The sequence below is a fragment of the Rhodobacter sp. P1_C2 genome, assembly GCF_056406375.1.
On sequence record NZ_JBFUAG010000002.1, the window covers coordinates 25,181 to 50,270 of the forward strand.

At 66.1% G+C, this 25,090-nt stretch carries 23 protein-coding genes; 6 read left to right on the forward strand and 17 right to left on the reverse strand.

Annotated elements, in window-relative coordinates; genetic code table 11:
* Positions 1-11: 11 nt before the first annotated feature.
* The 5 genes from pstB to AC1DZT_RS02960 form a co-directional block, all read right to left on the reverse strand.
* Complete coding sequence (gene pstB, locus AC1DZT_RS02940) at positions 12-806, reverse strand: phosphate ABC transporter ATP-binding protein PstB (RefSeq protein WP_478005107.1); 795 nt, start codon at positions 804-806, stop codon at positions 12-14.
* A 15-nt stretch (positions 807-821) separates the two neighbouring features.
* The gene (pstA, locus tag AC1DZT_RS02945) at positions 822-2,165 is read right to left on the reverse strand and encodes a phosphate ABC transporter permease PstA (protein ID WP_478005108.1); all 1,344 of its coding nucleotides are present in this window, start codon (positions 2,163-2,165) and stop codon (positions 822-824) included.
* The gene (gene pstC, locus AC1DZT_RS02950) at positions 2,162-3,610 is read right to left on the reverse strand and encodes a phosphate ABC transporter permease subunit PstC (protein ID WP_478005109.1); all 1,449 of its coding nucleotides are present in this window, start codon (positions 3,608-3,610) and stop codon (positions 2,162-2,164) included. Before pstC ends, pstA begins: the two co-directional genes overlap by 4 nt.
* 94 nt (positions 3,611-3,704) lie before the next feature.
* On the reverse strand, positions 3,705-4,757 hold the full coding sequence (locus tag AC1DZT_RS02955; RefSeq protein WP_478005110.1) for a substrate-binding domain-containing protein: 1,053 nt from the start codon (positions 4,755-4,757) through the stop codon (positions 3,705-3,707).
* A 377-nt stretch (positions 4,758-5,134) separates the two neighbouring features.
* Positions 5,135-6,160 carry an ATP-binding protein gene (locus tag AC1DZT_RS02960; protein ID WP_478005111.1) on the reverse strand — a complete coding sequence of 342 codons (1,026 nt, stop codon included), beginning with the start codon at positions 6,158-6,160 and terminating at the stop codon, positions 5,135-5,137.
* A 171-nt stretch (positions 6,161-6,331) separates the two neighbouring features.
* On the opposite strand from AC1DZT_RS02960, the gene AC1DZT_RS02965 reads away from it, so the two are divergent.
* A complete protein-coding gene (locus AC1DZT_RS02965) occupies positions 6,332-6,679 on the forward strand; it encodes a hypothetical protein (RefSeq protein WP_478005112.1) in 348 nt (115 codons plus the stop codon).
* A gap of 12 nt (positions 6,680-6,691) precedes the next feature.
* On the opposite strand, the gene AC1DZT_RS02970 is transcribed toward AC1DZT_RS02965, so the two are convergent.
* Positions 6,692-7,723: an LLM class flavin-dependent oxidoreductase gene (locus tag AC1DZT_RS02970; protein WP_478005113.1), complete on the reverse strand. Its 1,032-nt coding sequence runs from the start codon at positions 7,721-7,723 to the stop codon at positions 6,692-6,694.
* Between the two features lie 75 nt (positions 7,724-7,798).
* Here AC1DZT_RS02970 and AC1DZT_RS02975 point away from each other — a divergent pair, with 75 nt between their 5' ends.
* On the forward strand, positions 7,799-8,143 hold the full coding sequence (locus AC1DZT_RS02975; protein ID WP_478005114.1) for a hypothetical protein: 345 nt from the start codon (positions 7,799-7,801) through the stop codon (positions 8,141-8,143).
* Positions 8,144-8,149: 6 nt separating this feature from the next.
* Here AC1DZT_RS02975 and AC1DZT_RS02980 read toward each other — a convergent pair whose 3' ends face one another.
* From AC1DZT_RS02980 to AC1DZT_RS02995, 4 genes are all read right to left on the reverse strand, one after another.
* Positions 8,150-8,815 carry a dimethylsulfonioproprionate lyase family protein gene (locus AC1DZT_RS02980; RefSeq protein ID WP_478005115.1) on the reverse strand — a complete coding sequence of 222 codons (666 nt, stop codon included), beginning with the start codon at positions 8,813-8,815 and terminating at the stop codon, positions 8,150-8,152.
* An 87-nt stretch (positions 8,816-8,902) separates the two neighbouring features.
* A complete protein-coding gene (locus AC1DZT_RS02985; protein WP_478005116.1) occupies positions 8,903-10,627 on the reverse strand; it encodes a calcium-binding protein in 1,725 nt (574 codons plus the stop codon).
* Positions 10,628-10,783: 156 nt separating this feature from the next.
* Positions 10,784-12,082 carry an NAD-dependent dihydropyrimidine dehydrogenase subunit PreA gene (gene preA / locus AC1DZT_RS02990; protein WP_478005117.1) on the reverse strand — a complete coding sequence of 433 codons (1,299 nt, stop codon included), beginning with the start codon at positions 12,080-12,082 and terminating at the stop codon, positions 10,784-10,786.
* Positions 12,083-12,396: 314 nt separating this feature from the next.
* On the reverse strand, positions 12,397-13,689 hold the full coding sequence (locus tag AC1DZT_RS02995; protein ID WP_478005118.1) for an NAD(P)-dependent oxidoreductase: 1,293 nt from the start codon (positions 13,687-13,689) through the stop codon (positions 12,397-12,399).
* A 288-nt stretch (positions 13,690-13,977) separates the two neighbouring features.
* On the opposite strand from AC1DZT_RS02995, the gene accB reads away from it, so the two are divergent.
* The 4 genes from accB to aat all read left to right on the forward strand — a co-directional run bounded on the left by accB (position 13,978) and on the right by aat (position 18,946).
* Entirely contained in the window at positions 13,978-14,478 is a 501-nt protein-coding gene (gene accB / locus AC1DZT_RS03000; RefSeq protein ID WP_478005119.1) for an acetyl-CoA carboxylase biotin carboxyl carrier protein, read from the forward strand.
* A 22-nt stretch (positions 14,479-14,500) separates the two neighbouring features.
* On the forward strand, positions 14,501-15,850 hold the full coding sequence (gene accC / locus AC1DZT_RS03005) for an acetyl-CoA carboxylase biotin carboxylase subunit (RefSeq protein ID WP_478005501.1): 1,350 nt from the start codon (positions 14,501-14,503) through the stop codon (positions 15,848-15,850).
* A gap of 217 nt (positions 15,851-16,067) precedes the next feature.
* Positions 16,068-18,086 (forward strand): hypothetical protein, encoded by a 2,019-nt coding sequence (locus tag AC1DZT_RS03010; RefSeq protein ID WP_478005120.1) that lies wholly within the window; start codon positions 16,068-16,070, stop codon positions 18,084-18,086.
* 173 nt (positions 18,087-18,259) lie between these two features.
* The gene (aat, locus tag AC1DZT_RS03015; protein ID WP_478005121.1) at positions 18,260-18,946 is read left to right on the forward strand and encodes a leucyl/phenylalanyl-tRNA--protein transferase; all 687 of its coding nucleotides are present in this window, start codon (positions 18,260-18,262) and stop codon (positions 18,944-18,946) included.
* Here aat and AC1DZT_RS03020 read toward each other — a convergent pair.
* The 7 genes from AC1DZT_RS03020 to AC1DZT_RS03050 all read right to left on the reverse strand — a co-directional run bounded on the left by AC1DZT_RS03020 (position 18,856) and on the right by AC1DZT_RS03050 (position 25,035).
* Positions 18,856-19,344: a DUF2155 domain-containing protein gene (locus AC1DZT_RS03020; RefSeq protein ID WP_478005122.1), complete on the reverse strand. Its 489-nt coding sequence runs from the start codon at positions 19,342-19,344 to the stop codon at positions 18,856-18,858. The genes aat and AC1DZT_RS03020 overlap by 91 nt on opposite strands.
* Positions 19,344-19,874, reverse strand: a complete 531-nt coding sequence (mlaD, locus tag AC1DZT_RS03025) for an outer membrane lipid asymmetry maintenance protein MlaD (RefSeq protein ID WP_478005123.1) — start codon at positions 19,872-19,874, stop codon at positions 19,344-19,346. The genes AC1DZT_RS03020 and mlaD overlap by 1 nt, the downstream gene beginning before the upstream one ends.
* 29 nt (positions 19,875-19,903) lie before the next feature.
* Complete coding sequence (locus tag AC1DZT_RS03030; RefSeq protein ID WP_478005124.1) at positions 19,904-20,278, reverse strand: NADH:ubiquinone oxidoreductase subunit NDUFA12; 375 nt, start codon at positions 20,276-20,278, stop codon at positions 19,904-19,906.
* Between the two features lie 227 nt (positions 20,279-20,505).
* Positions 20,506-21,624: a cystathionine gamma-lyase gene (locus tag AC1DZT_RS03035; RefSeq protein WP_478005125.1), complete on the reverse strand. Its 1,119-nt coding sequence runs from the start codon at positions 21,622-21,624 to the stop codon at positions 20,506-20,508.
* Between the two features lie 94 nt (positions 21,625-21,718).
* Positions 21,719-22,618: an NAD(P)-dependent oxidoreductase gene (locus AC1DZT_RS03040; protein ID WP_478005126.1), complete on the reverse strand. Its 900-nt coding sequence runs from the start codon at positions 22,616-22,618 to the stop codon at positions 21,719-21,721.
* Between the two features lie 7 nt (positions 22,619-22,625).
* A complete protein-coding gene (locus AC1DZT_RS03045; RefSeq protein WP_478005127.1) occupies positions 22,626-24,179 on the reverse strand; it encodes a trimethylamine methyltransferase family protein in 1,554 nt (517 codons plus the stop codon).
* A gap of 28 nt (positions 24,180-24,207) precedes the next feature.
* Positions 24,208-25,035, reverse strand: a complete 828-nt coding sequence (locus AC1DZT_RS03050; RefSeq protein WP_478005128.1) for an isocitrate lyase/PEP mutase family protein — start codon at positions 25,033-25,035, stop codon at positions 24,208-24,210.
* Positions 25,036-25,090: the final 55 nt, after the last annotated feature.

Sequence of the window (25,090 nt, forward strand, 5' to 3'; positions counted from 1 at the left end):
GGTTGTCCTCCTCAGCCGATCCGGCCGGTGATGTAGCTTTCCGTGCGCGGGTCGGACGGGTTGGTGAAGATCGTGCCGGTCTCGCCATATTCGACCAGATGGCCAAGGTGGAAGAAGGCGGTCTTCTGGCTGACGCGGGCGGCCTGCTGCATCGAATGGGTGACGATGACCACCGAGAATTGCGAGCGGAGTTCGTCGATCAGCTCTTCCACCTGCGCCGTCGCAATCGGGTCGAGGGCCGAGCAAGGCTCGTCCATCAAAAGCACTTCGGGCGAGGTCGCAATCGCGCGGGCGATGCAAAGGCGCTGTTGCTGGCCGCCCGACAGGCCGGTGCCGGGGGCGGACAGACGGTCCTTGACCTCGTTCCAGAGGGCGGCCTTGCGCAGGCAATCCTCGACGATCTGGTCCAGTTCGGCCTTGTTGCGGGTCAGGCCGTGGATCTTCGGGCCGTAAGCCACATTGTCATAGATCGACTTCGGGAAGGGGTTGGGCTTCTGGAACACCATGCCGACCTTGGCGCGCAATTGCACCGGGTCGACGCGGGCGTCATAGATATCCTCGCCTTCCAGCTTGATCGAGCCTTCGACCCGGGCCGAGGCCACGGTGTCGTTCATCCGGTTCAGGCAGCGCAGAAAGGTGGACTTGCCGCAGCCCGACGGGCCGATGAAAGCGGTCACGGTCTTGTCGAGGATATCGACATCGACATCCTTCAACGCGTGGTTGGTCCCGTAATAGACCTGCACCCCACGGGCTTCGATCTTGGCGGTGTCAGTCTGCACGTCGCGCTCCAGTCTGAGGTCTTTCATGTTCTCTCTCCTACCTTACCAGCGGCGTTCGTATTTGCGTCGCAGAATGATGGCGATGGTGTTCATCAGGATCAGGAAGACCAGAAGGACGATGATCGCCCCCGAGGCCCGCTCGACAAAGCCCGGGTCACCGCGCTGGGTCCAGTTGTAGATCTGCACCGGCAGGGCCGAGGCCGGGTCGAAAAGCCCCGAGGGCGGCGCGCCGGGGAAGTCGCGGACGAAGGCCACCATGCCGATCAGCAGAAGGGGGGCGGTTTCGCCAAGCGCCTGGGCCAGGCCGATGATCGTGCCGGTCAGGATGCCGGGCATGGCCAGCGGCAGGACGTGATGCGTCACGGTCTGCAGCCGGGATGCGCCGATGCCAAGCGCCGCATCGCGGATCGAGGGCGGCACCGCCTTCAGCGCGGCACGCGTCGGGATGATGATGCGCGGCAGGGTCATCAGCGTCAGCACGAGGCCACCGACGATGGGCGCCGATTGCGGCAGACCTGCGAAGTTGATGAAGATCGACAGGCCGAGGATGCCGTAGACGATCGAGGGCACGGCGGCGAGGTTGGCGATATTGACCTCGATCAGGTCGGTCCAACGGTTCTTCGGGGCAAATTCCTCAAGATAGACCGAGGCCGCCACGCCGATCGGCAGGGCCAGGACCAGCACCACGAACATCATGTAGAGCGAGCCGATGATCGCCACGCCCAGTCCCGCCGCCTCGGGCCGCTTGTCGGAGGCATCGGGACGGGTCAGGAAGCCCGGGTTGAACTTCATCTCGATCACCCCGGCCGCGCGCAGCTTGTCGGCCAAGGCCAGCTTCTCGGGCGAGGTGTTCTTGTCGCGGGCGGCACTTTCCATCGTGACGCGGCCCTTGAAATAGCCGTCGATCCGGCCATTGGCCAAGGCCTCGAAGGTGATCGTGGTGCCCAGCAGTTTCGGGTCGGCCAGCACCATGTTGCGCAGACCGGCGGCGGATTCCTCCGAGATCATCTCGGCGATGTCCTTGTCCTTCATCGTGCCGATGTCGATGCCGCGCTTGGCGACCTCGGCCGACAGCGCCTTGGCCAGGACCTTGCCGTAGCCGATGGTCGAGACAGAGGCCATCTCGGACGGGATGCCGTGACCGGCCTTGTCCAGAACCGCGGCATCAAGGGTCACCGGGATCTGGATGAAGGTCTGGCGGAAGGCCGGCAGGCCCGCCGTGAAGATCGAGATCATCAGCCACAGTAGCGCCAGAAGGGCCAGGCTGATCGCCACCATGCCATAAAGGCGGAAGCGTTTCTCGGCGGCGTTGCGGGCATTGGTGCGCTTGTCGGGGGCGAAAAGCGAATGCACCTCATGCGGGGTGGAATGGCTGAGGTCGCTCATTCGTATTGCTCCCGGTATTTGCGGACGATGACCAGGGCCACGATGTTCAGGCACAGGGTCAGGGTGAAGAGCGTCAGGCCGAGGGCGAAGGCCACCAGCGTCTCGGGCGAGGCGAATTCGGTGTCGCCGGTCAGCTGGCTCACGATCTTCACTGTCACGGTGGTCATCGCGTCGAAGGGGTTGAGCGACAGTTTGGCCGCGGCCCCGGCGCCCAGGACGACGATCATCGTCTCGCCGATGGCGCGCGAGGCGGCCAGTAGCACGGCGCCGACGATGCCCGGCAGGGCCGCGGGGATGACGACCTGACGGATGGTCTCGGACGGCGTGGCGCCGAGTCCGAGGGAGCCATCGCGCAAGCTTTGCGGCACGGCGTTGATGATGTCATCGGACAGCGAGGAGACGAAGGGGATGACCATGATCCCCATGACCAGACCCGCCGTCATCACCGAGGAGGAGGAATTGCCCAGACCCATCGGCATCGCGATCCAGTCGCGCAGCAGCGGGCCCACGGTGATCAGCGCGAAGAGGCCGTAAACGATGGTCGGGATGCCGGCGAGGATCTCGATCAGCGGCTTGACGATGCCGCGGGTGCGCTTGGAGGCATATTCCGCCAGATAGATCGCCGACAGAAGCCCGATCGGCACGGCCACGACCAGCGAGATGACCGAGACATAGATCGTGCCCCAGACCAAGGGCCAGATGCCGAGCGAGGAGCCGCCGCCGAATTTCGGGTTCCACTTGGTGGAGAAGAAGAACTCCGACGCGGGGTAGAGCCGGAAGAAATGGATGGTTTCACCCAGAAGCGACATAACGATGCCGACCGTGGTCAGCACCGCGATCAGCGAGGCCGCGATCAGCAGCCCCATCGCGACATATTCGGTGGCATTGCGGGCGCGGAACTCGGGCGTGATCCGGCTCAGGCCCCAGAAGAGACCGGCGCCAGCCAGGACCAGCGCGAAGATCGAGAGGAGAAGCCGCGACAGATGCCCGGTCGAGCGCACGGCCTCGGCCGCGGCGATCATCGTCGGGTTCGGGTCATTGCCCATCGCCACGCCGCCATTGCCGAGCGCGGCCTTCAGCGCCGCGGGATCGAGGCTCAGGGCATGGGTATCGGCGCCGCTTGCGGCCAGCGTGTTCAGCCCGGCGGCAAGGCGCGTGACATCGGCCATGACCAGATCGACGCTGCTGCCCTCGGGCACGTCAGCGGCGGAGATATGCGACAGGGCGGCATGCTGGATGACGAAGCCCTCGGCCAGAAGCCAGACCACGACAAGGGCAAAGGCCGGAACCAGCACGCCAAGTGCGGTGATCCGGCCGTAGAAGGCGGGGAGGGAATGCAACTTGCGGATATCGCCACCTGCAGCGGCAACCGCGCGGCGCTGGCCCAGCACATGGCCAAGGGCGGCGAGGCCAAGCAGGATCAGGCACAAAAGGCCAAGGCTCATGATTTACCTTCGGGTCGGAGATGTCAGGACATTTGGCATCAGGCAGGAAAAGGCGCGCGGAACCAAAGCTCCGCGCGCCCGTCGTTCAGGGGTCTTACTTCAGCGGGTCCATGACCTTGTCGGCCTTCACATCGGCCTGGGTCTGGGCGAGGTTCGGGTCAGCCACCAGACCGTATTCGATCAGCTTGCCTTCCGGACCGGCCATGTCATCGGAGACGAAGAAGTCGAGGTATTCCTGCAGGCCGGGGACGACGCCGATGTGCTGCTTCTTCACATACATGTAGAGCGGGCGCGACACCGGATAGGTCCCGTCGGCGATGGTCGCGGTCGAGGGGACGATGCCGTCCACGGTCGCGACTTTCAGCTTGTCGGTGTTGTTCTCGTAGAAGGACAGGCCGAAGACGCCCATGGCGTTCTTGTTGGCGGCCAGACGCGACAGGGTCTCGGTATAGTCGCCGTCGATCTCGGTCACGACGTCCGAGCGCAGGGTGTGGCAGCCGGCGATGGCGTCCTTTTCCTTGGCCTTGTCGTCGGCACCGGTCGAGGCGGCCTTGTAGAGGTCATAAGCGCCGGTGGCCTTGCAGCCGGCCTCGATCACCTTGGTGTCGAAGACTTCACGGGTGCCGTGCTTGGAGCCCGGGATCAGCGCCAGGATGTCCTGCGCCGGCAGGCCGGCGGTGGCGTCAGCCCAGGTCTTGGCGGTATTGGCAACCAGCGCGCCGTCCTTGGCGACCTTGCCACCGATGGCCGAATAGATGTCGGCGGGCTTCAGGGCGAAATCCGGGCCGTTGATGTCCGAGGCGAAGACGATGCCGTCATAGCCGATCTTGATTTCCATGATGTCGGTGACGCCATTGGCCTTGCAGGTGTCGATGTCCGACTGCTTGATCCGCGAGGAGGAGTTGGCGACGTCGATCGTGTCTTCGCCCACGCCCTTGCACAGCGCGGCACGGCCAGCGCCCGAACCACCACCTTCGACGACCGGGGTCTTGAAGGTGCCCTGCTCGCCAAACGCCTCGGCCACGATGGTGGCGAAGGGCAGCACGGTCGAGGAGCCGGCGATCTGCAGCTGGTCACGGGCGGAAGCGGTCAGAGCCGAGGCGGCGAGGATCGCCAGAGCCGAGGCGGAAACTTTCATGAGGGACATCGTTATCTCCTGTCCTGCGTCAGAGGGAGGCCCGAGTGGCCGCCCTTCGTGGCCTGCGTTTAGGCTGCTTAGCCTGCAGTTTTGCGACAGTTGTGTAACAGGTTTATGACAGAGGTTCCGGCGGGGAAGCTGCGGGGCGGCGCAGCACGATCTTTCTGCGAAAGATCAGAACGGGGTCACGCTGATCTAACCTAGGGAGCCGAGTCCCGATTTTTCGCAGAAAAATCGTGGCGCGATCGGCCGTTGCGATCCGGCAGCGGGGTCAAAAAAGAGCTTTGCCGCTGCGGGCCACGATCTTTCTGCGAAAGATCCGGGGGGCCCCTTGTGCCTTCCCTCGGCGCAGAGACCCGATTTTTCGCCGAAAAATCGTCGCGCGGTCAGGCCGGGCCCTCGGGCAGCACCACCGAGAAGGTCGATCCCTTGCCGGGGGCCGAGACGATCTCCAGCCGGCCGCGGTGGCGGTGGGCGATGTGCTTGACGATGGCGAGGCCGAGGCCCGTGCCCCCCTTCTCGCGCGAGCGGTGGCCGTCGACGCGGTAGAACCGCTCGGCCAGGCGCGGGATGTGGAAGGAATCGATCCCTTCGCCCTGATCGGTGACCGAAAGGCGCAGTTTCGGGCCGCGCGGGCTGTCCTCGCGGGTCAGGGCCACAAGCACCTCCTTGCCCGGCCCGCCATATTTGATCGCGTTCTCGACCAGATTGGTCGCCACCTGGGTGATCTGGTCGGGGTCGGAAATCAGCGTGACCGGCTGGTCCAGCCCGGAGAGGGTCAGTTTCACCCGGTTCGCCTCGGCCAGCGGCCGCAGCGAATGCACCGCCGAGACGATCAGCCGGGCGATGTCATGGCGGCCGGTCGGGCGCTGACGCTCCTGCGCCTCGACCTTGGACAGGTGCAACAGATCGCGCACGAGGCGGACCATCCGCTCCGCCTCGGTCTGCATGATCGCCAGAAAGCGGTCGCGTGCCGCGGCATCGTCGCGGGCCGGGCCGCGCAGCGTCTCGATGAAGCCGAGGACCGAGGTCAGCGGCGTGCGCAACTCATGGCTGACATTGGCCACGAAGTCGCGCCGCATCGCATCCATCTGCTCGCGGTCCGACAGATCCTCGAAGGAGCAGAGCACCCCCTCGCCGACCGGCGCCGCGGTGCAGCGGTGGATCACCTCATGGCTCGGCCCCGGGATGATGTGGCGCGCCTCGGCCTTGCGGCCGGTGCGGGCGGCGGCGGCGATGGCCTGCAGGACCTCGGGCTGGCGCAGCACGAAAGCATGCGGCCGCCCGACCAGATGGGCGCCCAGAAGCCGCTCGGCCGGTGCATTGGCCGCGATGATCCGCTCATCTGCCCCGATCATCACCGTGGCCAGGGGCAGGCCTGCCAAAAGCTGGGTCAGTGTCGCGTCATCCATGGAATTTCCTTCATTCGGCACAGCATTCATGCATAACATCGCCGAGAAGGTCCATCAGCGACACCCGCTTTCCCGTTCTGCGATCATTAGATAGAAACCCGCTCGCTTGGGTTGCAGACTGGCCCGTGTAGTTTCGGTGATTCGACCTCGATGCCAACCCCGCGCGCCCCTATGTATCCCAGGCTGGTCACTCTTTCGGGAGGTGCCGAAGAGCGGTTCCTCGCCCTCGACTGTGCCGGACTGATGGTGCCCCAGGGGCCGATTCCCCTGCCCGACGCCGTGCATCACCGCCTGGCCGACCTTGACGACGATCTTCTGGCCAGCGTGATGCCGACCGTGGTGGTGATCCGCCTTTTCGCCGGCAGCTATGACGCCACCGCCGCGGTCGAACGGCTCGCCGAGTTGGGCTATGACGGGCGGATCTTCGTGATTGCCCCCTCCCTGCCCCGCCCGCATCTGGTGGAGAAAGAGCTGCGCGAGGCGGGACCGGGCCAGCGTCTGACCCTGATCACGCCCTGAGACGCTCCCCGGTCAGGCAGCGGCGACCGCGCTTGGCGCCGCAGCCGGGCCCGAGGCCTTGGCCCCCAGCGCCAGCATCGCCTCGGCCCCGATCCGGAACGACTCGCGCCGCGCCGCGTGGTCATGGATCATGCCGGTCAGCATGACCTCGTCGGGCTGGTATTCGGCGATGAGCGCGGCGAGCCGCGCGCGCACCGTCTCCGGCCCGCCGACGGCGGCGCAGGACAGCGCCTCGTTCACCCCGGCCATCACCGAAGGGGCGATCCCCGACAGATCGGCCTGCGGCGGCGGCAGCCGGCCTGGCTGTCCCGAGCGCAGCCGGGCAAAGGACAGGATCTGCGAGGAGCGCAGGTACTGCGCCTCGGCATCGGTCGCCGCGGCATGCAGGCCCACGGCCATCATGAAATGCGGGCGCTCGCGCCAGACCGAGGGGCGGAAGGTCGTCCGGTAGACATGCGCCGCCTCGGCCAGCTGGGCCGGGGCGAAATGGCTGGCAAAGGCATAGGGCAGGCCGAGATAAGCCGCGAGCTGCGCGCCATAAAGGCTGGAGCCGAGGATCCAGACCGGCACCTTGGCCCCCTCGCCCGGAAAGGCGCGGACCCGGGCGGCGGGGTCGGCGTCGTCCATGTAATGGATCAGCTCCATCACATCCTGCGGAAAATCGTCCGAGGATTCCAGATGGCGGCGCAGCGCCCGCGCCGTCGCCATGTCGGTGCCCGGCGCCCGGCCGAGGCCGAGGTCGATCCGGCCGGGAAACAGCGCCGCTAGCGTGCCGAATTGTTCGGCGATGACGAGGGGCGCATGGTTTGGCAGCATGATGCCGCCCGCGCCGACCCGGATGCTCTTTGTCCCCGCCGCGACATGGCCGATCACCACCGAGGTCGCCGCCGAGGCGATCCCCGGCATGTTGTGATGTTCGGCCAGCCAGTAGCGGTGATAGCCCAGGGCCTCGGCATGGCGGGCCAGGTCCAGCGAATTGCGCAAGGCTTCGGCACTGGACTGGCCCTCGGCCACCGGGGCCAGATCAAGAAGAGAGTACTGCATGCGCTTACCTTGCCGTATGATGGGATTGGCCTTAGCCTTTCCTGATACTTGGCGATGATCCGGGGGATTTGAAAGATGCAGCGGCGGGTTTTTGGCTCCATGCCCTCTTTCGGCGGGATGTGGCCGGTTCTGGCCCTCGTTCTGCTGTTGACCCCTGTGCAGGCCCTGGCGCAGATCCGCTACGGCGGCGGCGATGGCGCCTCTGCCGCGCGGGCCGTGGTGATCACCGGGGCCAGCGGCGATTTTGACGGCGTGCAGGCCGAATATGACTGGCTGGCCGCACATTACCCCGGCTACCAGATGCTGGGACAGGGCCTGCTCGAGATCCACGGCAAGCCCCATGACCTGCTGACCTTCCGCCATCAGGGCAAGGAGCATCAGGTCTATTTCGACATCTCGGCCTTTTACGGCAAGTTCTGAGCCGCCTCAGCCCGGCTGAACCGGCAGAAGCCAGAGCGCCAGGAACGGCGCCGCCGCGCCCGCCCGCATGGCGTGAAGGATGCCGGGCCGGTTGTAGAAGGTCTGGCCGGGCTGGCGCGGCAGCCAATCCTCGCCCGCATGCCAGAAATCGCCCTCGCTCAGCGTCAGGTAGACCTCCTCCGGCGGATGGTCGTGGTCGGGATAGCGGATGCCCGGCGCCATCAGGCTGAGGCCAAGCCAGACATCGCCGCGCTCCTCCAGCCCGCCGGGGCCGACGAGCAGCGTATTGGCGTGGCGGGTGGCGAAATCCGGGCTGGCATGGGGGCCGATCCGGGTGCGGACGGTCCAGGCCATGTCTGGCGCCAGTGCCAGCAGTGCCTCGGCCAAGGGGGCCAGGGCATCGCTGCGGCTTTGCAAGGGGGCAAGGGCCTTGGGCAACAGGGTCGCCATCGCCAAGGCCAGCCCGCGCGGTTGCCCCTTCGGGCCGGGCTCTGCCAGACGCGCCAGCGCCAGCGACAGCGCCGCCCGCCCGACAGCGTCAAGGCCGGGCGCACCCGGCGCGGCCCGCTCTCCTGCCGCGACCTCGGGCGCGAAGGCGGCGGGCAGGGCCGCGATCACCGCCTGAAGGGCCGGTGATCGCCCGGCGCCCTGCGGATGGTCCTGCGCTGTCATCGTCGCTGCTCCCCTGCTTGCGGCGCGCCTTGCAGCGGGCCTGTGCGGATCGAGCCTCGCCGGGCCGGTCAAGTCAAGCCCGCCGCGTCAGACGAAGAGGTAATCGTCGAAGGCCAGCGCCGTCACCCCGGTCAGCGTGGCGATGGTCTTGGCCGCCACCCCGCCCGCACCATCGGCGTCATAGGTCAGAACCCCGCTGCTGGTGTTGAAGAACAGGCCCTTGTGGCTGGTGTTGAGCGTCGCCCCGCTGAGGATGCCGGTCGCCCCGCCAAAACCGGCGGAGGTGAAGATCAGCCGGTCGCCCCCGGCGCTGTCGAAATCGGTGATCCTGTCGCCGCCATCGGCCGCGCTGGCGAAAAGGAAACTGTCCGCCCCCGCGCCCCCCGACAGAAGGTCGGCCCCGGCGCCACCGCGGATCATGTCGAACCCCGCGCCGCCATAGATCTTGTCCGCCGCCAGCCCGCCGCTCAGATTGTCGTTGCCGTCATTGCCGCGCAGCGTGTCGCGCCCGCCAAGACCCGAAAGCACATCGTCCAGCCCGGCCCCGGTCATCGCATCGGCGCCCGCAAGGCCATCGCGGCGGAGCCCCCAGGAGGCGGCGGTGTCGAAGACCTGACCCTGCAGCACGAAGCCCGCCCCAACCGTCGGGTTCAGCCCATAGACCGCGGTATAAAGCGCGGAGCCCTTGGCGATCAGCGTGGCATGGCCATTGGCGAATTGCAGCTCGGTATCCACCAGCGCGAAATCGGCGCCCTTGGCCTTGCCATCGGCGCTGAACATCCGCCCCAGCAGGGTCTGGTTCGACACATCGCGCCAGCCGGCGGCAAAACCGCCATCCCCCAGCGCCACCAGCGACAGATCCGCCTCCTGGTTGGTGACGGAGGAGGAAATCTCGAAAGCCGACCCGATCTTGGCCCCCGCCGCCGTCATCAGCTGCGCCTTCCAGACCCCGATCGACCCCGTGGCCGAGGAATTGGGGCTGCTGTCGAGCCAAGCCACCACCATCCGCCCGCCCTGCATGGTGACGATCTGCGCCTGCTGGGCCGAGGTGCCGTCGATCTCCACCGCGGTGCCGAGGGCGGTGCCACTGGCGCTGACGGTCTGGAACATCACCTTGGGCGTGCCGAAGGTGGGCGAAGCGAAGGCGGTGGATTCGGTCCAGACCAGGGCGGCATTGCCATTGGCCATCCGGGTCGCGTCCACCATGATCGGGTTGGCCTCGGTCGTCACGAGGCCGCTGTTGGTGTGGTCGGCGATCACCAGCTTGGGCGCCTCCAGCACGCTGCCATCGGCGTTGAAACGCGCCACCCGAATGCCGTTCGAGCCGTTGGCGTTCGACACCTGTTCATAGAAAAACACCGAATAGCCACCATTCGCGCCATAGACGAGAGCGGAATAGGGCTGGGTCGCATCCCCCGGCGTCGCCGGATTGACCGGAACCGCCGCCCCTGCCGTGCCCGTGCCGGAATAACGCTGCACCAGCAGCGCGGGGTTGAGGTCGCTGCCCGCCTCCGACATCGGCAGAAGGGCTGCGACCTGCCCGTTCGGCCCGGCCTCGAGGTCGATCTTCAGCACGGTCGCAGCAGGCAAACCACCCGCGGCCTGGGCATAGGAGGTCGCCTGCACGGCGGTGACGACATCGTTGGACTCGTCCAAGAGGCCGATCTTGACCAGACCGTTCAAGTCGGACCCGCCACCGGCCCAGCCCAGCACGATCCTGCCATCCGAGCGGACCACGCCATCGACCGATCTGATGTTGAACTCGCTGGCCTCATGGACCCAGGTTTTCGCCGCCTCGCGGACAATCGCCATGCCAAACTCCCCTTCGAACAATGACCGCCCTGGCCGCGAAATCCCGGCGGAGGGGCGCCTGTGATGACCCTGCAATGCGGGAAAGTTTGGCGAAAAAACGACAGGCGTCAAGCTTTTCGCCCGACGCCTGTCGCAATATCCCAAGGCGGTGGCGGATTATTCCGCCGCCGCGACCGAGGGGTTGTTGGGGTGCTGCGTCCAGTTGGCATAATCGCCGACCGGGCGCTTGGTGCGTTCGTCGATGGCGCCCTTCGGCAGCTCGACCATGGTGATGCAATCCTCGACCGGGCAGACATTGACGCAGAGGTTGCAGGCGACGCATTCGTCATCCTTGACCTCGAAGACCCGGCCCGGCTTCATCGCGATGGCCTGATGGCTGGTATCCTCGCAAGCCGCATAGCAGCGCCCGCATTTGATGCAGGCATCCTGGTCGATATGCGCCTTGGTGACGTAGTTGAGGTTGAGGTACTGCCAGTCGGTGACATTGGGCGTGGCCTTGCCCACCAGATCCGAGAGGCTCATCTCCTTGGCATCCAGATATTCCGACAGGCCCGAGATCATCTCCTGCACCACCTTGAAGCCATAGGTCATGGCGGCAGTGCAGACCTGCACATTGCCCGCGCCAAGCGCCATGAACTCCGCCGCGTCGCGCCAGGTGGTGACCCCGCCGATGCCGCTGATCGGGATGCCCGCCGTGGCGCGGCTGCGCGCGATCTCGGCCACCATGTTCAGCGCGATCGGCTTGACCGCCGGCCCGCAATAGCCGCCATGGGTGCCCTTGCCGTCGATCATCGGCTCGGGGCTGAAGGAGTCCAGGTTGACCGAGGTGATCGAGTTGATCGTGTTGATCAAGGACACCGCATCCGCGCCGCCCGTCTTGGCCGCTTCGGCCGGCCCGAGGATATTGGTGATGTTGGGCGTCAGCTTCACGATGCAGGGCATGCGGGAGTGTTTCTTCACCCAGCGCGTCACCATCTCGATATATTCCGGGACCTGCCCCACAGCCGAGCCCATGCCGCGTTCGGCCATGCCATGCGGGCAGCCGAAGTTGAGTTCGACCCCGTCCGCCTCGGTATCCTCGATGCGCGACAGGATGTCCTTCCAGCTTTCCTCGTCACAGGGCACCATGAGCGAGATCACCAGCGCCCGGTCGCGCCACTTGCGCTTGACCATCTTGATCTCGTCGAGGTTGGTCTGCAAAGGCCGGTCGGTGATCAGCTCGATGTTGTTGAGGCCCAGAAGCCTGCGGTCCGCACCCCAGATCGCGCCATAGCGCGGGCCGTTGACGTTGACGACCGGCGGCCCTTCGGAGCCCAAGGTCTTCCAGACCACCCCGCCCCAGCCCGCCTCATAGGCGCGCTCGACGTTATAGGCCTTGTCGGTCGGCGGCGCGGAAGCCAGCCAGAACGGGTTGGGGGATTTGATGCCGATGAAGTTTGAAGTGAGGTCTGCCATGGGTCAGGCTCCTGACAAAGCGCTGCGGGTCCAGCGCGGATGGAATGGGGTGGCCTTGCCCAAGGCAAGTGACTTGGGCATGTGGCGCATATGGATCTTTCCCGCCCGTGCGCCCGGCGCACGGGCCGCGCCTGCCTGCCGCTTGGCAGGCGCGAAGACGCGCCCGCCCAGGCAGTCGCGTCCCGTGCCCAAAGCGCAGGTCGGGCTCAACGCCACTTGGCCTGCGGCTTGCGCCTCCGGCCAAGGGGCCGGGCTTGTGTCCCCCGGACACAAGCCTGATCGGCCCCTGGCGCCCCTGGAATCCTCGCGGCGCATCACGACCGGGCACCGCGCAGAACCGCGTTGATCTCTTCCGCCGCGTCGCGGCCTTCGGCGACGGCGGTGACGGTCAGATCCTCGCCGCCCGCCGCGCAATCGCCACCGGCCCAGACCTTGCCGGCGCGTTTGACCAGCTTCTTGCCGTCGCGGGGGATCGGTTCGCCCACCAGGGTCTGGCCGATGGCCTTGAAGACCTGATCGGCCTTGATGGTGAAATGCTCGCCGCCCTCATAGGCAAATTCGACCAGATCGACCGCACCATTGCCGATGATCCGGACCGGGCTTGCGCCATAAAGGATCGTCACGCCATGCGAGGTCGCATGCTCCTGCTCGTAGACCGAGGCGCTCATGTTCTCTTTGCCGCGGCGGTAGACCATGGTCACGTTCTGCGCGCCCAGAAGTTTCGATTGCACCGCGGCATCCACCGCCGTCATGCCGCCGCCGATCACCACCACATCGCGGCCGACGGGGAGCTTCGACTTATCCGCAGCCTGGCGCAGTTCGGCGATGAAATCGACCGCATTGGCGACGCCGGTCAGATCCTCGCCCATCGCGTTCAGCGCATTGACGCCGGCCAGACCGATCCCGAGGAAGACCGCGTCATACTCCGCCTCAAGGCTGGCGAGGGTGAAATCGCGGCCCAACTCGCGGCCGTTCTGGATGGTGATGCCGCCGATCTTCAGCAGCCATTCGACCTCGCGCGCGGCGAAGTCGTCGGTGCTCTTATAGGCGGCGATGCCGAATTCGTTGAGGCCGCCGGCCTTGGGGCGGCGCTCGAAGACCGTCACCTCATGGCCATGCAGCGCCAGACGATGCGCGCAGGACAGGCCCGCAGGCCCGGCGCCGACCACGGCGACCTTCTTGCCGGTGCTGGCGGCGCGGGTGAAAGGATGCACGCCCTTCGCCATCAATGTATCGGTGGCATAACGCTGGAGGCGGCCGATCTCGACCGGCTTGCCCTCGGCCACTTCGCGCACGCAGACCTCCTCGCAGAGCGTCTCGGTCGGGCAGACCCGGGCGCACATGCCGCCCATGATGTTCTGGGCGAAGATCGTCTTGGCCGCAGCTTCGGGCGTGCCCGTGGCGATCTGTCGGATGAAAAGCGGAATGTCGATCGAGGTCGGACAGGCCGTCATGCAGGGCGCGTCATGGCAGAAATAGCAGCGATCCGCCGCCACCCGCGCCTCGTGGCTGTCATAGGCCGGCATGTAATGGGCGAAATTCTCGGCCACGGCCTCGGCGGGCAAACGTGACGCTGCGATCCCAGGCGTCTGGGGCGAGTTCGACATGGGTAGCCTCCCCGGCTGATATGGCCCGGCGTTGAAACCGGTGCGTCTTTGGGATGATCTCCTCAACTCAGGCTGGCACAGGTCCGTTTTTTTATCAAACGGTAAATATTCGTCGAAGTGAAGAATTCGCATCCATTTGGGCCAAAGCGCATCGGATGCTTTTCCTTTGGGCACTCCTGCCGTATATGGGGCCATCCAGCGCCCGTTCGGCCCCTTGGCCCCGGGACAATCCGCCCCCTGCGCGATACCGGGGGACGGCAGCACACAAAGACGCCAACAGAGGATTGCATGAGCAAAAATTCCCCCGATGCGGACGTGGCCTTCATCTCGGCTCTCGCAGAACTGCTGAACAAGAACGACCTGACCGAACTGTCGGTCAAGCGTGAGTATGGCGAGCGTGACAGCCTTGACGTGAAGGTGGTCAAGAAGGCGCCGGTCGTGCAGATGGCGGCCCCGGTGATGCAGGCCGCCCCGCAGTATGCGCCGGCACCGATGGCCGCCCCGGCTGCTGCCGCCGCCGCCGTTGCCGCACCGCCGGAAGACCCGGCCCAGCATCCGGGTGCCGTGACCTCGCCGATGGTCGGCACGGTCTACCTCGCCGCCGAACCGGGTGCCGCGGCCTTCGTGACCGTCGGCGCCACCGTCTCGGAGGGCCAGACCGTCCTCATCATCGAGGCGATGAAGACGATGAACCACATCCCCGCCCCGCGCGCCGGCGTGGTCAAGCGCATCCTTGCGACCGATGGTCAGGCCGTCGAATACGGCGCCCCCCTGATGATCATCGAGTGAGGGCTGGATTTTGACCCAGCCCATCTTCGACAAGATCCTCATCGCCAACCGCGGCGAGATCGCCCTGCGCGTGATCCGCGCCTGCCAGGAAATGGGCATCAAATCGGTGGCGGTCCATTCGACCGCCGATGCCGATGCGATGCATGTGCGGATGGCCGACGAATCCGTCTGCATCGGCCCGGCCTCCTCGACGCTGAGCTATCTCAACAAGGCCGCGATCATCTCGGCCTGCGAGATCACCGGCGCGCAGGCGGTCCACCCCGGCTATGGCTTCCTGTCGGAAAACGCGAGCTTCGCCCAGGCGCTGGAAGACCACGGCCTGACCTTCATCGGACCGAACGCGGAACATATCCGCATCATGGGCGACAAGATCACCGCCAAGGAAACCGCCAAGGCGCTGGGGATTCCCGTGGTGCCCGGCTCGGATGGTGGTGTGGCCGATTATGAGACGGCAATTGGTGTGGCCGCCAAGATCGGCTTCCCGGTCATCATCAAGGCCACCGCCGGCGGCGGCGGTCGCGGCATGAAGGTCGCCAAGAACGCCGAAGAGCTGGAGATCGCCTTCCGCACCGCGCGGTCGGAGAGCAAAGCCGCCTTCGGCAATGACGAAGTCTATATCGAAAAGTACCTCCAGAAGCCCCGCCATATCGAGATCCAGGTCTTCGGCGACGGCAAGGGCAAGGCGGTCCATCTGGGCGAGCGGGACTGTTCGCTGCAGCGCCGCCACCAGAAGGTGTTCGAGGAGGCCCCCGGCCCCGCGATCACCCCTGCCCTGCGCGCCAAGATCGGCAAGATTTGCGCCGAGGCCATGCAGAAGATCAACTACATCGGCGCCGGCACGATCGAGTTCCTCTATGAGGATGGCGAGTTCTTCTTCATCGAGATGAACACCCGCCTGCAGGTCGAACATCCGGTGACCGAGGCGATCTTCGGTGTCGACCTCGTGCGCGAACAGATCCGCGTCGCCTCGGGCCTGCCGATGTCCTTCGAACAGAAGGATCTCGAGATCAACGGCCACGCGATCGAGGTCCGCATCAACGCCGAACGCCTGCCCGACTTCGCCCCGCGTCCGGGCAAGGTCAAGGTCTTCCACGCCCCCGGCGGGCTGGGCGTGCGGATGGATTCGGCGCTGTACGGCGGCTATTCGATCCCGCCCTATTACGACAGCCTGATCGGCAAGCTGATCGTCCACGGCCGCGACCGGCCCGAGGCGCTGGCACGTCTGCACCGCGCCCTGGGCGAGCTGATCATCGACGGCATCGAAACCACGATCCCGCTGTTCGACGCGCTTCTGGCCGAGCCGGATATCCAGACCGGGGAATACAACATCCACTGGCTGGAGAAGTGGCTGGAACAGAAGTTCGGCGGCTGAAGCCTTCTTCCATCGCGCAACAGGGGCGGTCCGGGCAGATCCCGGGCCGCCCTTTTTCCATCCCGCGCCCGGCCGCGGCGGGCCGGACAAAAACGCGCGATTTCCTTTCAAATTCCCCGTGCGTGCGGGGCGATTTGGCATAGCCTGACGCGGGGGAATCGCTGCGAACACGGTGTTGCAGCCCAGCCCGACACGCTTGTTGAGGAGGATCACAGCCATGCCGATGGACGACGCCGAGGTCAAGGAACTCAAGACCCTGCTGGATGCTGCCAAGAAATCCCCGGTGAATTTCGGCCTCTGTTTCGGCAAGGCCACCGAAGACACGGTGATCAAGCTCAACAAGATCAAGGAGGGCAAATCCCTCGCCGCCATCGCCAAGAAGGCTGCCGGGGGCACCCAGATCTGCTTTGGCAGCGCCAGTTCCGCCTCGGGCAAGCTGACCCTGACCTGCGAGGTCAAGCCGCCCTCCGAAATGGCCAAGCGGGTGCAGAGCTTCCTGAAAGGCCACGGCCTGTCGCTGACCGTCAAGCTCGGCGACGGCGATGACGACAAGCCCGAGGCCGGGGGCGACGCGCCGCATCCCGACACCGCCAAATGGCAGAAGGAGCTGGCCGACCTCTCGCCGCTCTTCGATGGTTCGGTGTCGCGGATGAAGGATGCCGGCGCGCAGCGCGCGGTCTGGGAATTTGCGCTGTCCTCCGCCGAGGATGGCAATATCCCCGCCGCCCGCCAGGCGCTGGCCAAGGTCAAACTCGCCGTCGAAAAGTTCCTGCCCGAATTTGCCGAAGGTCTGGCCGAAACCTTCGCCAAGGCCATCAAGGAGGTCGCAGCCGGCCTGCCCGACAACGAACGCTCGTCGCTGCGCGGCGAGATGGACAAGATCGTCAAGGCCGCCCCCAAGACCACCGCCGCCGAGACCGAAGCCAAGTTTCGCGCCCTGACCAAGAAGCTGGACACCGAGGTCAAGGCCACCGCCGCCTCGACCAAAACCACCCTCGACGGCGAGAAGAAGGTGCTCGACGCCAAGATCGAGGAATCCGACAAGGCGATCAAGAAGCTGACGGATGAAGTGGCCAAGCTGGAAAAGCAGGTCACCGAAACCGCCAAGCAGATCAAGGAGCTGAACACCACCCTGAACGGACCGAACCGCCCGCCGGCGAAGAAGGCGAAAGCCATGTCGGAACGTCTGGTCACCCTCAAGGAGGCGCTGACCACCCAGCAGACCGCCGCCACCGACCGCGCCAAGGAAATCGCGCCCCTGGTGCAGGAGCTGGAAAAGACCAAGAACAAGGACACCCAGGACGTCTCCGCCCGCTTTGCCAATCTGCAGAACCGGCTCGACGGGTTGAAACGCACCGTGCCCGACCTGCCCTTCAAGGACATCCAGGACCAGCTGAAGAAAACCATCGGCGAGATGGCCGAGGCGACGGTCTGGCGCGAGGGTGAAAAGGGCAAGGGCGGCGAGTTGCGCCGCAATGCCGAGGGCGAGTCGCATGGCTCGGCCCGGCATGGCGCGCAGACCGGGGTGGACCGTCAGGCCCGCCGCTCGGCCACCGGCGGCATCGCCCCGGATGGCGAGGGCGAGCGTGAGGCCGGGGTGACCACCCATATGAAGGAATGGAACGGCGCCACGATCGAATGGGAGGTGGTGGGCGGCAAGCGCAAGGTCAAGTCGCGCACCCCGGTGCAAAAGAAGATCGTCGAGGAGGTCGGGCGCAACACCAGCATCCCCGCCGATGGCTCGACCTCGATCTTCGCGACGCCAGTGCTGGAAAAGCTCGCCGTGGACACGGCCGTGAAGCTGATGAACGGCAAGGGCTGGGCCGAGGTCTATTCCAAGAGCAAGAACACCTGGAAGCCGCTGACCTCGGTCATGGTCTACCTCGGCCCGCCAAGCAAATATGGCAAGCCCTACAAGGGCTGGGGCTATAGCCTGACCCGCAAGGAAGTCGCGACCATGGCGCTTGACGAGGCCAACAAGATCCTCACCCGCTTCGAGAAGGGCGAGATCAACGAGGCCAAGATGCTCGACGAACTTGGCGTCGAATATCTGATGAAGGACGGCTTGATCGCGATGGTGCCCTATGTGCGGGTGCTGCTGACCCGCCCGGATGGCAATGCGAAATGGACCAGCAAGACGCATTACCCCGACAAGCTGCTTACCGCCGAAGGGCTGGACATCGCAGGCCGCAAGGTCCGCAACGCCGCACAGGCCGAAAGCACCGCCGCCTTCTAAAGCCCGCCTGGCGGGGCGGTCCGGAGGGGCGCTGCCCCTCCGGCAGGGTGGTTCGGAGGGGCTGGCCCCTCCGATCCCCCTTGCACTGCCCCCCGTTCCAACCGCGCCCCCCTTGCGCTAAGCTGCCCCGAAGGGCCGCCGATTTTCCGCGCCGGCCCGCCAAGGACCTGCCGGTGACCGACCATACGCCCCTGACGCCCGAGCTTCTGCTGCACGCCTATGCCAGCGGCGTCTTTCCGATGGCCGAGGGCCGGACCACGACCGAGATCCACTGGATCGACCCGCTCCTTCGGGCGCATTTCCCGCTCGACGGCTTCCACGTCTCGCAAAGCCTCGCCCGCCAAATCCGCCGCAGCCAGCCCCGCGTCACCGTGGACCGCGACTTTGCCGGCGTGGTGCGCGCCTGCGCCGACCGACCCGAGACCTGGATCAATGCAGAGATCTTTGCCGCCTACCATGCGCTCCATCAGGCGGGCCATGCCCATAGTCTCGAAGTCTGGCAGGGTGAAAAGCTGATCGGCGGGGTCTACGGCGTTGTGTTGGGCGGGGCCTTCTTCGGCGAAAGCATGTTCTCGCGCGCGACCAATGGCTCGAAAATCGCGCTGACCTACCTGATCCACCGGCTCCGCGCCGGCGGCTTCACGCTCTTCGATGTGCAATTCCTGACCCCGCATCTGGCCAGCCTTGGCGCCGAGGAAATGCCGCGCAGCACCTATCGCAAGCGCCTCGCCCTCGCGACCAGCCGCAAGGCCGCCTTCGCGCCGGAAACCTATCCGTTGGAACCGTCGTCGGGATTCGTGCTGTCCGGGTTCGTGCCATCTGGCGCGGCATCCGGGGCCGGATCGGGCGTCGCATCCTGAGGCGGCAGGGCCGAGGCCGGCACATCGCAGTGCAGCACCCAGACATCATAGCGCGGATGGTCAAGCGAGGACAAAGCCGGGCTCGAGGCGATCATCCAGCCCTTGAAGACCGGATCGACCTGGCCTTCGTCCATGATGGTCAGATGGGCGAAAGCATCGGCGGTCGGGTTGTCGGCCGGATAGCGGCATTCATCCAGACGGACCGAAAGCCGCCCCTCGGCCTGCACCTGACCCGGCGCCAGATCGTAATCGGTGACGCTGCCGCTCATCCGGTCCAGCACCCGCACCACGCCACCTGGGGCCACCACCGCATCCGCCGTCTGCGCCGGGACAGCCGTCGCCATCAGCGCCAGCGCGAGGGAGCTGCCCCCCAGAAGACGCGCGGTCAGGTTCTGCATCACGGCGCCGGCGGCGTTGTGGCGGCAGGATCGCTCGGCGCCGCAGCGTCGGTCTTGGCCGCATCGGTCTTGCTGGCCGCATCGGCCTTGGCGCCACCGCCGACGAATTTCATCAGAAGCGAGACCAGCGAGACCGCGCCCTGAGTATCCTCGATCTCGTCGCCGGGGGCGAGGTTGTCGGGCATGCCACCGGGCTGGATCTCGACATAATTGCCGCCCAGGAGCCCTTCGGAAGAGATCAGGATCGCGCTGTCGGTCGGCAGCTGGATCGCCTTGTCGATCGAGATCACCGCATCGGCCATATAGGTCGTGGGGTTGAGCTTCAGCCCGGTGATCGTGCCGACCTTGACGCCCGCAAGCTTCACATCCGAGCCGAGCGCCACCCCTTCCAGCGAGCGGAACGAGGCGCGCAAAGGATAGGTGTCCCCGCCGGCGCCGATCCCCGCGCCCTGACCGACATAGGCCGCAAAGCCCACCGCGGCCGCGACGACCAGCGCCCCGGTCAGAATCTCAAGCTTGTTGTCCGACATGCGCTTTCCTCAGGCCTGTTCCGCCAATGTCATTCCGGCGACCAGGCTTCGTAATCCGCCCGCGCCGCCGGCTTGACGAAACGGATCGACCCCGGCGGCGCATAGGCGGCGGCGGTGCCGGTCAGGTTTTCCAGATGGCCCTCTTCCCAGGGCTTGTGCACCAGAGGAGCCTTGGTCGGCGGCTGATCCCAGGTGAAATGCAGCCAGCCATGCCAGTCGGGCGCCACGCGCGAGGCTTCCATCTCGCCATTGTAGATCACCCAGCGCTTCTTGCTGTCGGCGGTCTGGTAATAGACATTGCCCTGCGCATCCTCGCCCACCTTTTGCCCGCGACGGGCCGTGAAAAGCTGGGTGCCGAGGGTCTGGCTGTTCCACCAGGTCAGCATGCGCTTGAGGAAGTACATGGGCGAGCCTCCGATTGTTCCCCCTTCCTATGCCGGAACAGGGCGAAAAGGTCCAGAGCCGGGATGGCGCGCCAGGGCCCTGCGCCGGAAAATAGGCGCGACTTTTGGCCGATCGCGGGACAAAAAGTTTTCTGCGAAAACTTTTCTCCCGATTTTTCGGCGAAAAATCGGAGGACAAATCTTCGCAGAAGATTTGTGGGGCAAGATTTTCGCAGAAAATCTGTTCGTCAGCCCGGTGAGCGCGCCGCAAGCGCCCGTTCGATCGTATCCCAAAGCGGCTCCACCGGCTCGATTCCAACCGAGAAGCGGATGAAACCCGGCGCCACCGCATCGCCCCAGCGCGCCCGCCGCTCCCCCGCCGAATGCGTGCCGCCGAAGGAGGTGGTTTGCGTGACATAGGCACATCTGCTCAGGAAATCTTCCGCCTTTTCCTCATCTTCCAGCTCGAAGGTCAGAAGGAAGCCAAATCCCGCCATCTGCCGCCTGGCAAGGCCATGCGAGGGATCAGTCGGCAGGCCGGGATAGCGCAAAGCCTTGACGCGGGGATGCGCGGCCAGCCGTTCGGCGATCACTTGCGCACTGGCGCACATCCGCGCCAGGCGCACCTCCAGCGTCTCCAAGCCCCGGTGCAAGAGCCAGGCCTCGAAGGCGCCCGGCACCGCGCCCGAGAGCTTGCGCCATTCCGCCACCCGCGCCATCAGCCCGGCATCGCGGCCTGAGACATGGCCGTAAAGAATATCCGAATGCCCCGCCGGCGCCTTGGTATCGGCGGCAACCACCAGATCGGCCCCCAGGTCCAGCGGGCGCTGCAACAGCGCCGTCATCGTGGTGTTGTCGACGATCAGCCGCGCCCCCACCGCATGGGCCTTGCGCGCCGCAAGCGCAATGTCGCAGCAATCGAGCCCGGGGTTGGAAGGCGTTTCCAGGAACACCACCGCCGCCCCTGAGAAATCCGCCGCATCAACCTCCGAGGTGGCGATCAGACGGATCCTGACGCCCAAAGGCTCCAGAAACCGCTCGGCCAAGAGCCTCGTCGTGTAATAGCCGTCCGAGGGCAGGATCACCTCCTGCCCGGCCTGCAAGGTGCACATCAAGGCGGCGGCGATTGCGGCCATGCCGGAGGGGAAGCCCACCACCGAGGCGCCTTCGAGGATCGAGAGCTGCTCCTCGACCTCTTCCCAGGTCGGCATCGCCATGCGGCCGTATTTATAGGCGGCATTCTCCAGCCCCGGCAGGTGGAAGGTCGTGGCCGAGACCAGGGGCGGGGCCACGGAATCACCGCGCCCCAGACGCTCGGCGCGGTGGTGCAGCATGTCGGCGAAGCGGCGGTCGGGGGTCTGGGTCATCGGTCGGCTTTCTGGCTGCGAAGGGCGGGGGGTTTCACACCCCCCGCACCCCCCGTGGGATATTTCCGTCTGGATGAAGCCACAGAAGGCGGGCTTACTCAAGCCGTGCGGGGAAGCCGGGGGCGCGCAGGTCGGTGCCAAGCGCGTCTTCCAGCAGTTTCACGATCTGCGTCGATTGCGCCTGGCCGCCATAGACCGACTTGCCCTTGACGAAGGTCTGCAGCGTCTGCGCCGCCAGATCCAGCGGCACGCCATATTCGCGGCCGAAGCCCATGGCAAAGCCCAGATCCTTCAGTGCCAGATCCATCGTGAAGGCGATGTCATAGGAGCCGTTCAGGATCAGCTGACCCTCGGTCTCATGCACGAAAGAGGTGCCGGAGGAGGCGCTGATCGCTTCATAGGCGGTCTTGAGATCCAGCCCGCCGCGCTTGGCCAGCATCAGGGCCTCGCCATCGGCCACCAGGTGGATGAAGGCCAGCATGTTGGTGATGACCTTGATCACGGCGGCAGAGCCGAGCGGCCCCATGTGAAAGATCTTCTCGCCGATATCTTCCAGCGCCGGGCGGTGCAGCTTGAAGAGATCGGCGTCGCCGCCGACCAGCACGGTGATCTCGCCCCGCGCCGCGAGATGGACGCCGCCGGTCACCGGCGCCTCCAGCATCCGCACCTCCGACATCCGGGCGAGGCCTGCCAGCCGCAGCACATCGTCGCGGCCGAGGGTGGAATTCTCGATCCAGGTCGAGCCCGGCTTCATCACCGGCAATATCTGCGCCAGAACGGCCTCGGAGACGGCCGGCGAGGGCAGGCAGGTGAAGACGTGATCCACCTGCCCCGCCAGCTCTGCCGGAGAAGTCGCCGCATAGGCGCCGTGTTTGACATGGCGCACGGCCAGATCCGGGTTGCGGTCATAGACCACGACCTCATGTCCGGCGCGGATCAGGCTGGCCGCAAGATGGCCGCCTAGATTGCCAAGACCGATATAGCCGTATTTCATGATAGCCTCACTTGAAGTGGATATTGAACTTGGACCGGATGGCGCGGTCGATCTCGGGATCCACCACGCAACCCGCTTTCGACAGGATGTCATTCTTGCGCTGCATCGCGCGGTCGAGCAGGAGCGGCTTGCCAGCCTCGTTCCACTCCTTGGGACTCATCCTGTTGGCGACATTGGGATAAATATACTCGGTCTGCATCAGCTTCAACGTCTGATCCGAGCCGAGATAATGGCCCGGCCCGCCGAGGCAGACTTCCTTCATCGCCTCGATCGAGGTGCTGTCCTCGGTCACCTCGATGCCGCGCACGCAGCGCATCGCCTGGCCGAGAAGGTCATCGCCAAGGATCAGGCTTTCCATGCAGAATCCCAGAAGCGAGGCATGCATCCCCACCGCCTCGTAACACATGTTGAGGCCGGCAAGGCCCGCGAGCGTGTTGGTGATCCCCTGCTCCCATCCCGCCTGCATGTCGGGCAGTTTCGAGTCGCTGATGCCAGAGGCCGCCCCGCCCGGCAGGTCATAGAACCGGTGCATCTGCGCACAGCCCGCCGTCAGCAGGGCCTGTTCAGCCGAGCCGCCCGACATGGCCCCGGTCCGCAGGTCCGAGACGAAGGGCCAGGTCCCGAAGATCGCCGGGGCGCCCTTCTTGATCGCGTTGACATAGACCACCCCGGCGAGGCATTCCGCCATGGCCTGCACGATGGCCAAGGCGATCGGCGCCGGTGCGGTCGCGCCCGCCTGCCCCGCGCTCAGCAGAAGCATCGGCATGCCGCGGCGGATGCAGTCCTCCATCACCCGGCAGCTTTCCTCGGCAAACTTCATCGGCGGCACGACGAAGCAGTTGGAATTGCTGACGAAGGGCCGCTCCAGCCATTTGTCCTCGCCCCCCGCCACGGCATGCAGGATCTCGAAGGCCGGGGCCACGCTGCCCGGTTCGAAGAAGCTGGTGCCGACGTGTTTCCGCGTGCCGGCAAGGCAGGCGTAAAGCGTGTTGAGGTCCATGTCGATGTTGTCCAGGACATCGCGGCAGACCATGGTGCGCTGGTAGAAGTGGATGTTGTCGAGGTTATCCACCAGCCGCGCCGCGTCATAAAGGTCCTGCGCGGTCGAGTCGCGATAGGCCAGGGTCACCGGATCGACGATATGGACCGCCGCCCCCGCCGTGCCGAAATGCACATTGGTCCCCGACAGATGCAGATCATGCCGCGGATCGCGGGCGTGGAGCGTGATGTTGCGCCCCGCCACGGCGAGCATGTCCTCCACCAAGGCGCGGGGAAAGCGGATGCGGCCATCGTCGCGCAGGATCGCCCCGGCCCCGGTCAGGATTTCCACCCCCGAAGAGGGCGCATTGGCCAGACCGATCACCTCCAAGGCCTCCAGCGCCGAGGCATGGATCTTCGCCATCCCCGCCTCGGTCAGGGGCCGGTAGGTGCCCCCCGCCATGCCGCCGCGCACCGGGCGCACGTCATCGGCCAGGGGCGCCGCCCGCAGGGCCACCCGTGCCGAACGCCCCCCCGGCCGCCGTGCCCGTGCCGGTTCGCAGATCTCTCCCAGATCGGTCATCGTCCATCCTCCCTCGGGCCCGCAGGCCTCACCCCTGTTGCGCGCCCTTTGCCAGAAGCGCGTCGATCTCCGCCCCCGATGCCGCAGCCTTCAGCGGCAGGAACGAGCCGTCCAGCATGGCACTCACCGAATCCCGGATGGCCGCATGGGCCACCCGGGCGATCTGGCTGCCGGTGGAGATGCGTCGCACCCCCATCGAAGCCAGCTCCGCCAGTGGCAGGTCCCGCAAAGGCCCCGCCGCCAGCGCATTGACCGGTGTCGTGACCGCGGCCAGCACCTGCGCCAGCTCTGCCCGGCCCGGCGGCACCGGCAGGTAAAGCAGATCCGCCCCCGCCGCCTCGAAGGCCTGCAGGCGCCTGATCCCCTCGGCGAGGTCATAGACCCCCTGCATCACCCCATCCGCCCGGGCGCAGAAGATGAAGGGCCGCCCCAGCGCCCGCGCTGCCGCCACCCCGGAACGGACCCGCTCCACCGCAAGGTCAAAGTCATAGGCCGGGGTGCCCGCCACTGGCTGGATATCCTCCACCGACAGGCCGGAAAGCCCGACCCCTGCCCCCAGCCGCACGGTTTCCGCCACGACCTCCGGCGCATCGCCAAAGCCGTTCTCGAAATCCCCGCTCACCGGCAGATCGGTGGCGGCGACCAGCGCCTCGGCATGGGCCAAGGCTTCGTCCCGGCTGATCCCCATATCCGCCCGCCCGAGGGTGAAGGCATGCGCCGCAGAGGAAGTCGCCAGGGCCCGCGCCCCCAAAGCCGCCATCATCCGCGCCGAACCCACATCCCAAGGATTGGGGATCACGAAACACCCCGCCTGATGCAGGTCAAAAAACGCCGCGTGCCGCTCCGAACTCCGCATGACTTCCTCCCGCAAGTGATTTCATTGGTCCATAAATATCCCAGGGTCCGGGGCA

What these genes read in the sequence shown, in the direction of transcription:
- mlaD (WP_478005123.1), bottom strand. Translation starts at nt 19,874, where the DNA reads ATGTCGGACAACAAGCTTGAGATTCTGACCGGGGCGCTGGTCGTCGCG.
- AC1DZT_RS03010 (WP_478005120.1), top strand. Translation starts at nt 16,068, where the DNA reads ATGCCGATGGACGACGCCGAGGTCAAGGAACTCAAGACCCTGCTGGAT.
- AC1DZT_RS03040 (WP_478005126.1), bottom strand. Translation starts at nt 22,618, where the DNA reads ATGAAATACGGCTATATCGGTCTTGGCAATCTAGGCGGCCATCTTGCG.
- pstA (WP_478005108.1), bottom strand. Translation starts at nt 2,165, where the DNA reads ATGAGCGACCTCAGCCATTCCACCCCGCATGAGGTGCATTCGCTTTTC.
- AC1DZT_RS02975 (WP_478005114.1), top strand. Translation starts at nt 7,799, where the DNA reads ATGCAGCGGCGGGTTTTTGGCTCCATGCCCTCTTTCGGCGGGATGTGG.
- preA (WP_478005117.1), bottom strand. Translation starts at nt 12,082, where the DNA reads ATGGCAGACCTCACTTCAAACTTCATCGGCATCAAATCCCCCAACCCG.
- AC1DZT_RS02995 (WP_478005118.1), bottom strand. Translation starts at nt 13,689, where the DNA reads ATGTCGAACTCGCCCCAGACGCCTGGGATCGCAGCGTCACGTTTGCCC.
- AC1DZT_RS02960 (WP_478005111.1), bottom strand. Translation starts at nt 6,160, where the DNA reads ATGGATGACGCGACACTGACCCAGCTTTTGGCAGGCCTGCCCCTGGCC.
- AC1DZT_RS03030 (WP_478005124.1), bottom strand. Translation starts at nt 20,278, where the DNA reads ATGTACTTCCTCAAGCGCATGCTGACCTGGTGGAACAGCCAGACCCTC.
- AC1DZT_RS02980 (WP_478005115.1), bottom strand. Translation starts at nt 8,815, where the DNA reads ATGACAGCGCAGGACCATCCGCAGGGCGCCGGGCGATCACCGGCCCTT.
- AC1DZT_RS03020 (WP_478005122.1), bottom strand. Translation starts at nt 19,344, where the DNA reads ATGCAGAACCTGACCGCGCGTCTTCTGGGGGGCAGCTCCCTCGCGCTG.
- accB (WP_478005119.1), top strand. Translation starts at nt 13,978, where the DNA reads ATGAGCAAAAATTCCCCCGATGCGGACGTGGCCTTCATCTCGGCTCTC.
- AC1DZT_RS02985 (WP_478005116.1), bottom strand. Translation starts at nt 10,627, where the DNA reads ATGGCGATTGTCCGCGAGGCGGCGAAAACCTGGGTCCATGAGGCCAGC.
- AC1DZT_RS03050 (WP_478005128.1), bottom strand. Translation starts at nt 25,035, where the DNA reads ATGCGGAGTTCGGAGCGGCACGCGGCGTTTTTTGACCTGCATCAGGCG.
- AC1DZT_RS03045 (WP_478005127.1), bottom strand. Translation starts at nt 24,179, where the DNA reads ATGACCGATCTGGGAGAGATCTGCGAACCGGCACGGGCACGGCGGCCG.
- AC1DZT_RS02965 (WP_478005112.1), top strand. Translation starts at nt 6,332, where the DNA reads ATGTATCCCAGGCTGGTCACTCTTTCGGGAGGTGCCGAAGAGCGGTTC.
- AC1DZT_RS02955 (WP_478005110.1), bottom strand. Translation starts at nt 4,757, where the DNA reads ATGTCCCTCATGAAAGTTTCCGCCTCGGCTCTGGCGATCCTCGCCGCC.
- AC1DZT_RS03035 (WP_478005125.1), bottom strand. Translation starts at nt 21,624, where the DNA reads ATGACCCAGACCCCCGACCGCCGCTTCGCCGACATGCTGCACCACCGC.
- AC1DZT_RS02970 (WP_478005113.1), bottom strand. Translation starts at nt 7,723, where the DNA reads ATGCAGTACTCTCTTCTTGATCTGGCCCCGGTGGCCGAGGGCCAGTCC.
- pstC (WP_478005109.1), bottom strand. Translation starts at nt 3,610, where the DNA reads ATGAGCCTTGGCCTTTTGTGCCTGATCCTGCTTGGCCTCGCCGCCCTT.
- pstB (WP_478005107.1), bottom strand. Translation starts at nt 806, where the DNA reads ATGAAAGACCTCAGACTGGAGCGCGACGTGCAGACTGACACCGCCAAG.